This window comes from Spirillospora sp. NPDC052269, from assembly GCF_040679435.1.
In the GTDB taxonomy this organism is placed as follows: domain Bacteria; phylum Actinomycetota; class Actinomycetes; order Streptosporangiales; family Streptosporangiaceae; genus Spirillospora.
Genome location: NZ_JBFAUU010000042.1, coordinates 1 through 9,932, shown reverse-complemented (window position 1 = coordinate 9,932; position 9,932 = coordinate 1). Strand labels below are relative to the sequence as shown.

Sequence of the window (9,932 nt, the reverse complement as noted above, 5' to 3'; positions counted from 1 at the left end):
CGCGCATCCGACAACCGCTCCAACACCACCAACCCAACACCCTCAGACCAACCCGTACCATCCGCATCATCACTGAACGCCTTACAACGACCATCAGGAGCAAGGCCGCGCTGGCGGCTGAATTCGGTGAAGGCCGCCGGGGTCGCCATCACCGCTACACCGCCCGCCAGCGCGAGCGTGCACTCGCCACGCCGCAGCGACTGCGCCGCCAGATGGATCGCCACCAGCGACGACGAGCACGCCGTGTCCACCGACAAGGCCGGCCCCTCCAGCCCCAGGGTGTAGGCGATCCGCCCGGACGCCACGCTGCACGTGCTGCCGATGCCCAGGTACCACTCGTCCTGGCCGGAGGCGCCGGGGATGGCGCGCTGCCGCAGTCCGTAGGTGCCCGCCATGATCCCGGCGAACACGCCCGTGCGGGTGCCGTGCAACGTCCCCGGCACGATCCGCGCCCGTTCCAGCGCCTCCCAGGCCGTCTCCAGCAGCAGCCGATGCTGAGGGTCCAAGGTGACCGCCTCGCGCGGCGAGATCCCGAAGAAGGCGGCGTCGAATTCGGTCGCCCCGGTCAGGAACCCACCCCGACGCACGTAGCTGCGGCCGTGGGCGTCGGGATCGTCATCGAACAGGTTCGCCAGGTCCCAGCCCCGGTCGTCGGGAAAGTCGCCGAGGACGTCGCTCTCCTCGGTCAGCACCGTCCACAGCTCCTCGGGGGAGGCGACCCCGCCGGGGAAGCGGCAGCTCGTACCCACGATCGCGATCGGCTCGGACTCGGTGGCCCGCAGCTCGCGGTTCTGTCGGCGCAGCCGTTCGGTCTCCTTCAACGACTCACGGAGCGCGTCCAAGACCCTGCTGTCGGCGTTGGCCATTGTTCTTCCTCTCCTGCGGAGACCGTCAGGTGTCCTTGCCCTCGCCGAGGGCCATGGCGATCAGGTCGTCGGCGCTCATCGCGTCGATCCGGTCCTCCTCGACCGGCTCCGGCTCGTCCGGTCGCGCATCGGCCGGGCCTGTCGTGTCAGGTCCGGGCGCCTCTTCCGGCTCGATCCGGGACAACAGGAACGCCGCCAGCGCACGCGGGCTGGGGTAGTCGAAGACCAGGCTGGCCGGCAGCCGCAGCCCGGTGGCCGAGGCCATCCGGTTGCGCAGCTCGACGGCGGTGAGCGAGTCGAAGCCCAGTTCCTTGAAGTCGCGGTCGGACCGCACAGCGTCGGCCCCGCCGAGCCCGAGCGCGGCGGCGGTCTCGGCCAGCACGGCCCGCGTCACGGCCTGCTCCCGCTGGGCCATCGGCAGCCTGCGGACCCGCTCCACCAGGCCGTTCTGCGTGCTGCCCCGGCCTGCTCCGCGCCGCACCGGGCGGGCGGCCGCCGGAACCAAGGCGCGCAGCTGCGCGGGGAGCGTGCCCTGGTCGGCCAAGGCGCGCAGTCCGTTCCGGTCCACCCGTGCCCCGGCCATGACCGGCGCGCCGCCCACCGCCGCGTCGAACACGGCCAGAGCCTGCGGCGTCGACATCGGGAGCATCCCGGAGGAGGCCATCCGCTGCAGGTCGCGCCCGGCGAGCCGGCCTGTGTTCTCGCTGGTCTCCTCCCACAGGCCCCACGCGATGGATGTCGCGGGCAATCCGGCCGCGCGCCGCTGTTCGGCGAGCGCGTCCAGGAAGCCGTTGGCGGCGGCGTAGTTGCCCTGACCGGGCGTGCACAACGTGCCCGCGACGGAGGAGAACAGCACGAACGCGCGCAGCCCGGAGTCGCGGGTGAGCTCGTGCAGGTGCACCGCCGCGTCGACCTTCGGTTCGAAGACCGTCGTGACGGCGTCGGCGGTCATGCCCTCGACCAGCCCGTCGGCGAGCACGGCGGCCGAGTGCACGACCGAGTCCACCGGGTGGGCGGCCAGCAGCGTCGCCAGCGCTGCCCGGTCGGTGATGTCGACGGCGACCGTGACCACCTCGGCGCCCAGTTCCGTCAGCTCGGCGACCAGTCGGTCCGCGCCCGGTGCGGCGGGGCCGCGGCGGCTGGCCAGCACCACCCGCCGCACACCGTGCCCGGTGACCAGCCGCTTGGCGACCAGCCCGCCGAGCGTTCCGGTGCCGCCGGTGATCAGGACGCTCCCACCCCAGTCGAGGGGCTCCCCCGCCTCCTGGACCCGCACCAGGCGCTGGGCGAGCAGCGTGTCGCCGCGGACCGCGAGTTGCGGTTCGTCGAGCACGGCGACCCGGTCCAGCAGTTCGGTGGAAGGCCCCGCCGCATCGAGGTCCAGCAGCAGGAACCGGCCGGGGTGCTCGGCTTGCGCTGAGCGGACCAGCGCCCGAGCCGAGGCGACGGCGGGCGCACCGGGTACGGCGCCACCGGCCGTCGCGTTCCGGGTCACGAAGATCAGCCGGGCCTCGGCCAGTTCCGGCTTCGCCAGCCAGTCCTGGATCGCCGTGAGCGTGCGGAGGGTCACGGTGCGGGCCGCCGCCGCCAGGCCGGTTCCCGCCGGGGCCTCGATGGGAAGCAGCACCGCCTCGGGAACGGACCGTCCAGCGGCGACCGCCTTGGCCAGCGCATCCAGATGACCGAAGACCTCCAGGCCCAGGGTGGCGTCGCCCAGCGCGACGCTGTCGCCCCGCCGCCCGCCGTCCGTGGCGAGCCCGGAGACCTCGACCCATTCGGGGCGGTAGAGGTGCTCGGGGACACGAGCGGTGGCGTTCGCGGTGAGCTCGCGCACCAGCAGCGCCTCGACCACGGCGACCGGCTGTCCGTCGCCGTCGGCCGCGAGCACGGCGAAGGTGCCGTCGCCGGTGCGGGTGACGCGCACCCGCAGGAGCGGTGCCCGTTCCGCGTGCAGGCTGACCCCGCTCCAAGAGAACGGCATCTTCGGGCGGTCCGTCCCGTCCATGAGACCCGCCGAGTGCACGGCGGCGTCGAACAACGCAGGGTGCAGGCCGAACCCGTCGGTGTCGAGCGGCGCGGCCGATTCGATCTCGGTGAACAGTTCGTCGCCACGCCGCCACCCCGCGCGGATCCCCTGGAAGGACGGCCCGTAGTTCGCCCCGATCGTCGCCAGGCGCGCGTAGAAGTCGTCCACGGCGATCGGCTCGGCGCCGGGCGGCGGCCACTGCGCGAGGTCATCGGCGGCCGGGACCGGCGCAGAGACGAGCGCGCCGGTGGCGTGCTCGGTCCATTCCTCGGCGCCGTCGGCCCGGCCGTGCACCGCCAGCGCCCGCCGGCCGTCCGCCTCGGGAGCCTCCACCGTGATCTGCAGCCGGACCGAGCCGCCGTCGGGCACCAGCACCGGGGCGACGATCGTCAGGTCGGCCAGCGTCGCGCAGCCGACCTCGTCGGCGGTGCGAAGCGCGCACTCCACCAACGCGGTGCCCGGTACCACGACGATGCCGTCGACCCGGTGGTCGGCCAGCCAAGGCTGGTCGCGCAGCGATATCCGGGCGGTGAAGGCGTGGCCACCGGACGCGGCCAGCTGCACGCCCGCGCCGAGGATCGCGTGCTCGGCGGCGTCCAGCCCGGCCGATCGCAGGTCGCCCGTGCCGTTCCCGGTCGGCTCCAACCAGAACCGTTCGCGCTGGAAGGCGTAGGTGGGCAGGGCGGTGCGGCGGGGCCGGGCGTCGGCGAACAGCCGTACCCAGTCGATCGCCAAACCAACCGTGTGCAGCCGGGCCAGGCCCGTCAGCAGGGCCTCCTCCTCATCACGGTCCTTACGCAGGGCGGGAACGGTCAGCAGCTCCGGTTCGGAGCGCGTCGCCAGCGCGGCCAGTGCTCCGTCCGGCCCCAGCTCCAGGAGGGTCGTCATCCCGGCCTCAGTGAGCGCGGTGACGGCCGCGCCGAACCGGACGGTCTCGCGCATGTGCCGCACCCAATACTCGGCGTTGCTCACGGTGCCCGGTTCGACCACCCGGCCGGTCCTGCTCGACACCATGGGGATCCGCGGCTCGGCGAACGACAGCGTCTCGAGCACCGTGCGGTAGTCGTCCAGGATCGGGTCGAGCATCACCGAGTGGCCCGCCCCGGCGGCACGCAGCAAGGTGCTCTTGCGGTCCTTCAGCGCGGCGACGGCGGCGAGCACCTCAACCTCAACCCCGGCCAGCACGACCGCGCCCGGAGCGTTGATCACCGCGATGGACACGCCGTCGGTGAGTAGCGGGAGAACCTCCTCCTCGGTGGCCTCCACGGCCACCATGACGCCCTTCTCGGGGATGCTCGTGATCAGCCGGGCGCGGGTGCTCACCATGGCGGCGGCGTCGGCCAGCGAGAGCACGCCCGCCACGTGCGCCGCGGTGATCTCGCCGAGTGAGTGGCCGGTCACGTACTCCGGCTCGATCCCCAGCCACCGGGTGAGGCGGAACAGTGCCACCTCGAGGGCGAAGATCGCGGGCTGGGCCCAGACGATCTCGTTCAGCCGTTCAGCGTCGTCGCCCCAGACGACCTCGCGCAGTCCGGGGAAGTAGCCGACGACCTCGTCGAACGCCTCCGCGAACACCGGGAAGCGGGCGTGCAGCCCACGGCCCATCCCCAGGCGGTGGCCCCCGTGGCCGGAGAACAGGATGCCGAGCCGGTGGTCGCCTGCCGCTCCGCGCGCCGCCTCGGTGATGCCGTCGGCCGAGGCCAGCAGCACCGCCCGATGATCGAAGACCGTCCGTTCCAGCAGCGACACGGCCACATCGACCGCCTCCGGTGCCTGCTCGCCCGCGAACGCACGCAACCGCTCCACCTGGGCGTCCAACGCCGCCTCGGACTTGGCCGACACCACCCACGGCACCACGCCCACGAACGGCTCCCGTTCGGCCTCGGTCCCGGCGTCGGCCCCAGGAGCGGGGGCCGCCTCCAGGACAACGTGGGCGTTGGTACCGCCGGCGCCGAACGAGGACACGGCCGCACGGCGCGAACGGCCGGTCTCGGGCCATGCGGCAGTCTCGGTGACCAGCTCGACCGCACCCGCCGACCAATCCACATGCGAGGACGGTTCCTCCACATGCAGCGTGCGCGGCACGACTCCGCGCCGCATCGCCTCCACCATCTTGATCACACCGGCGGCTCCCGCGGCGGCCTGGGTGTGTCCGATATTCGACTTGATCGAACCGAGCAACAGGGGGTCTTCCCGGTCCTGACCGTAGGTCGCCAAAATCGCCTGCGCCTCGATCGGGTCACCCAACGGGGTACCCGTGCCATGTCCCTCCACGACGTCCACATCGACGGGGGACAGCCCGGCGTCAGCAAGCGCGGCGCGGATCACACGCTGCTGAGACGGACCATTCGGCGCGGTCAAACCATTCGACGCGCCATCCTGATTCACCGCCGAACCCCGCAACACCGCCAACACCGGATGCCCGCTACGCTGCGCATCCGACAACCGTTCAACGGCGAGGAGGCCGACGCCCTCCGCCCAGGCCACGCCGTTCGCCGCCTCGGCGTAGGCGCGGCTGCGGCCGTCGGGGGACAGCGCCCGCTGCCGCGAGAACTCCACGAAGTCCTGCTCGGACGCGAGGACGGTCACGCCGCCGACGAGCGCGAGATCGCACTCGCCCTGCCGCAGCGACTGCGCCGCCAGGTGCAGCGCCACCAGCGACGACGAGCACGCCGTGTCCACCGTGAGCGAGGGTCCCTCGAACCCGAAGGTGTAGGAGAGCCGCCCGGAGATGATGGCCCCGGCGTTCCCGGTGCCGATGTAGCCCTCCAGCTCTTCGGGGATGCTGTCGAGGCGGGAGGCGTAGCCCTGGTGCATCGCCCCGACGAACACGCCGGTGCGGCTGCCGCGCAAGGACACCGGGTCGATGCCCGCCCGCTCGAACGCCTCCCACGACGTCTCCAGCAGCAACCGCTGCTGCGGGTCGGCGGCCAGCGCCTCACGCAGGTTCATGCCGAAGAACGCCGCGTCGAACCCCGCAGGGTCGCGCAGGAACCCGCCCTGCTGGACGTAGGACTTCCTGGGCCGGTCCGGGTCCGGGTCGAAGAGGTCCTCCAGGTTCCAGCCGCGGTCCTCGGGGAAGTCCCCGATCGCGTCCACTCCCCCGGCGACCAGGTCCCACAGCTCCTCGGGCGACTCCACTCCTCCCGGATAGCGGCACGCCATGGCGACGATCGCGATCGGGTCGGCGGTGGTGGTGCCTGCCGGCACCACCGGGACGGTGTCCGGCTCCGGGGCGGACGTCCCTGTCAGTTCGGCGAGAACGTGACCGGCCAGCGCGACGAGGTTCGGATGGTCGAAGGCGACCGTCGCGGGCAGCCGCAGCCCCGTCGATGTCGTCAGGCGCTGCCGCAACTCGACCGCGGTGAGCGAGTCGAAGCCCAGTTCCCGGAAGGAGCGCTCGGCGTCGGCGGTCCCCAGCCTCTCCCGACCGAGGACGTGGGCCACCTCGGCGGTGACGAGATCGCGGACAACCCGTTCCCGTTCGCCTTCAGGCAGCGACAGCAACCGCCGCGCCAGTGAGGGGCCGCCGGCGTCGGCGGTCCTGCGTGCCGGACGGACCAGCCCCCGCAACAGCGCGGGCACCTCTTCAGCGCCGGAGCGGAACGCGGTGGTGTCCAGTCCGGCCCCCACCACGGCCGCCCGGTCCCCGCGCAGGGCCTCGTCGAACATCGCCAGGCCCGTCGCGGTGGACAGCCTGGCCAGGCCCGAACGGCGCAGCCGCTCGCGGTCGGCGTCGCCGAGGCCGCTACCCAGTCCCTCCTCCTCGACCCACAGCCCCCAGGCGATGGCGGTTGCGGGCAGGCCGAGGGCACGGCGGTGTTGCGCCAGCGCGTCGAGCCAGGCGTTGGCCGCCGCGTAGTTGGCCTGTCCGGCGCCGCCCAGCACACCCGCCACCGAAGAGAACAGGACGAACGCCTCGAGCGGCAGGTCACGTGTCAGTTCGTGCAGGGCGAGTGCCGCGGCCACCTTGGGGCGCAGGACCGCGTCCAAGCGTTCGGGGGTCTGCGACTGGAGCACGCCGTCGTCGATGACGCCCGCGCTGTGCACCACGGCGGTGAGCGGACGCTCGGGCGGGATGGTGGCCAACAGCGCCTCCAGGGCCCGACGGTCAGCGACGTCGCAGGCGACGACGGTCACCTGGGCACCCCGCTCCTCCAGTTCGGTCACCAAGGCGGCGATCCCGTCAGCCGCCGAGCCGCGCCTTCCTGCGAGTAGTAGGTGCCTGGCTCCGTAGGCGTCGACCAGATGGCGGGCGAAAACCCGGCCGAGTGCGCCGGTCGCCCCGGTGATCAGAATGGTGCCCTCCGGGCCGAGGACCGGACGCTCCCCGGCCGTAGGCGCCGAGCGCGCCAGCCTGGGCGCGAGTGGGACGCCGCCGCGCACGGCGACTTGGGGTTCGCCGGTGGCCAACGCGGCGGTGAGGGCTGCCTCGTCGTCACCGGACTCGAGGTCCACCAGCGCGAAGCGGCCCGGGTGCTCGGTCTGCGCCGAACGCACCAGCCCCCACACCGCGGCGTGGGCCAGGTCGGGCACGTCCTCGTCCGGGGCGGCGGCCACGGCGCGTTCGGTGACGAACACCAGCCGGGACTCGGCGGGCCGTTCCTCGTCCAGCCGGTCCTGGAGACGTTCCAGCGCCCGGCGGGTGGCGGTCCGGACGTCCTCCCCCGCCTCTGGGGCGCAGCGCACCACGACGTGCTCGGGAACGGAGTCGGAGTTCCGAACAGGAACCGGCGTCCAGCCGACCTCCAGCAGGGCGGCGCGTTCGTGCCCGTGCGTTCCGGCGCGTAGCACCACGGAACGCACGAACGCGACCGGCGTCCCGGCGGAGTCGGTCAGCTCGAGCGAGACCGTGTCTTCGGCGGTCGCCGACATGTGCACGCGCAGCCTGGTCGCCGCCGACGCATGCAGGGTCACCCCGGACCATGTCCAGGGCATACGGGTGCCGGACGCGTCCTCGGAACGGGCGATGTGGGTGGTGTGGAGGGCGGCATCGAGGAGTGCCGGATGGATGCCGAACGCGGCCGCGCCGTCGACGTCGTCGGGAAGCTCGACCTCGGCGAACACCTCGCCGGCACGCCGCCAGGCGTTTCTCAGCCCTTGGAACGCCGGGCCGTAGGCATGGCCCACGGCGTCGAGCCGGTCGTACAGGCCGGCGGTGTCGATCCGCGTCGCGTCGCGGGGAGGCCATTCGGCAAGGTCGGCCGCCGGGGCCGTCAGAGGGGCCGCCTCCAGCACGCCGACCGCATGCCGGGTCCAGGCCGCACCGGGGTCCTCACCGCGCGCGAAGACGCCGAACTCGCGCCGTCCGTCATCGTCCGGGGCCGCAACCGTCACCTGGAGCAGCACCGCGGCGTGGCCGGACAGAACCAGGGGGGTCTCGAGGGTCAGCTCCGCGACCGTCGCACAGGCGACCTCGTCCCCGGCGCGGATCGCCAGCTCCACGAACACCGTGCCCGGCACCACGGTCCGGCCGTCGACGGTGTGGTCCGCGAGCCAGGGGTGGCTGCTCGCCGACAGCCGTGAGGTGAACAGACTGCCGCCACCGTCCGCCAGGTCGACGACGGCGGCCAGCAGCGGATGGCCGGCCGTCGACAGGCCCGCCGATCGCACGTTCGCCGCGTCCACGCCGCCCGTGTCCAGCCAGAAGCGCTCCCGTTGGAAGGCGTAGACGGGAAGGTCCACGCGGCGCGCGTCGGCACCCGCGAACAACTCCCGCCAGTCGATGCGGGCTCCCGCCACGTGCAGTCGTGCGAGCGTTCCGAGGAACGCCGTTTCCTCGTTCCGGTCCTTGCGCAGGGCCGCGACCGCGACCGCCTCCGGGGCCGTCCGGGAGGCCATGGATGTCAGCGCTCCGTCAGGTCCGAGCTCCAGCAGGACCGTCACGCCGGCTTCGGCCAGCGCCGCCACGCCGTCGCCGAACCGCACCGCCTCGCGGGCGTGCCGCACCCAGTAGTCGGGTGAGCGGACCAGGTCCGGGGAAGCGATCCCGCCCGTCACGTTCGACACCAGCGGGATCGCCGGGCGGGCGAACGTCAGGCCCATCAGGGACTCGCGGAACTCCGCCAGCATCGGGTCCAGCAGCGGCGAGTGGAAGGCGTGCGACACGCCCAGCCGTGTGCTCCTGCGGTCGCCCAGCGCCGCGACGGCCGCGAGCACCTCGGCCTCGACGCCGGACAGCACGACCGCGTCCGGGCCATTGACGGCGGCGATCGAGACGCCGTCGGTGAGCAGTGGGCGGATCTCCTCCTCGGTGGCCTCCACGGCCACCATCGCCCCGCCCTCCGGGAGCGCCTGCATCAGCCGGGCCCGCGCCGCGACGAGAACGCAGGCGTCGTCCAGCGACAGGACCCCGGCGACGTGCGCCGCCGTGATCTCGCCGACGGAGTGGCCGGTCACGTAGTCCGGCTCGATCCCCAGCGACTCGGCCAGGCGGAACAAGGCGACCTCGACAGCGAAGAGGGCGGGCTGGGCCCATCCCGTCCGGTTCAAGGCGTCGGCGTCATCGCCCCAGACGACCTCGCGCAGCCCGGGGAAGTACCCGACGACCTCGTCGAACGCCTCCGCGAACACCGGGAAGCGGGCGTGCAGTCCACGGCCCATCCCCAGGCGTTGCGCGCCCTGGCCGGAGAACACCACCGCGAGGCGGCCGACGCGACCCGTTCCGCGCGCCGCCTCGGTGATGCCGTCGGCCGAGGCCAGCAGCACCGCCCGATGATCGAACGCCGTCCGTTCCAGCAGCGACACGGCCACATCGACCGCCTCCGGTGCCTGCTCGCCCGCGAACGCACGCAACCGCTCCACCTGGGCGTCCAACGCCGCCTCGGACTTGGCCGACACCACCCACGGCACCACGCCCACGAACGGCTCCCGCTCCGGGGCGGGAGCCGGGACCGGGGACTCCTCGATGATCACGTGCGCGTTGGTGCCGCTTATTCCGAAAGAGGACACGGCCGCGCGGCGCGGCCGGCCGGTCTCAGGCCACGCGGCAGTCTCGGTGACCAACTCGACCGCACCCGCCGACCAATCCACATGCGAGG

The 9,932-nt window shown here is 73.1% G+C and carries 2 protein-coding genes; both read right to left on the bottom strand.

The annotated features are described in order from the left end of the window. Positions 1–866, bottom strand: an 866-nt coding sequence (locus AB0L06_RS43400; RefSeq protein WP_500237615.1) for a beta-ketoacyl synthase N-terminal-like domain-containing protein, incomplete at its 3' end; no start/stop codon positions are given. Positions 867–891: 25 nt separating this feature from the next. Further along, positions 892–9,924, bottom strand: a complete 9,033-nt coding sequence (locus AB0L06_RS43395; protein WP_500237614.1) for an SDR family NAD(P)-dependent oxidoreductase — start codon at positions 9,922–9,924, stop codon at positions 892–894. Positions 9,925–9,932: the final 8 nt, after the last annotated feature.